Genomic DNA, 428 nt, shown 5'->3' with positions numbered 1-428 from the left:
GCTAATTAATTCTAATTTATTTAATCTATCAGAATACGAAAAAGCTTTATTGAAATCTATTACTACTACCAAAGGACAATATTCAGAACTTCTTTTAATCACACCTGAGGAGATAAAAATTCCTTATAGACTTGTAATGGATAGATTCTTCTATTATTTAACCACAACCGACCCAAAAGATAAGGCAAAGATAAAAGAATTAACCGATAAGGGATTAGAAGTTGGTGAGGCTATTAAAAAGATTATAGCAATGGAGGAAATGGGTGAGTAGTAAAATATTGCCAAATAAAGCATTAAATACCTTAAAGAGCATTTTTAAAGAAAACAATATTAACACCAAACCCATACTTTCTATTTTTATTCTATGTTTAATTATCTTATCTTTTATGCTTATACTAATAGAGGTTTTTAGTAAGCATTATACCTTT

The 428-nt window shown here is 27.6% G+C and carries 1 pseudogene; it reads left to right on the top strand.

The window, feature by feature from the left end:
* Window positions 1-271, top strand: a pseudogene (locus LS72_RS10605) (TraC family protein); the annotation flags it as partial.
* Between the last annotated feature and the right edge of the window lie 157 nt (window positions 272-428).

Source organism: Helicobacter apodemus, from assembly GCF_000765745.2.
Classification (GTDB): Bacteria; Campylobacterota; Campylobacteria; order Campylobacterales; family Helicobacteraceae; genus Helicobacter_D; species Helicobacter_D apodemus.
The sequence above is the reverse complement of the archived record's forward strand: the minus strand, read 5'-3'. Positions and strand labels throughout refer to the sequence as shown.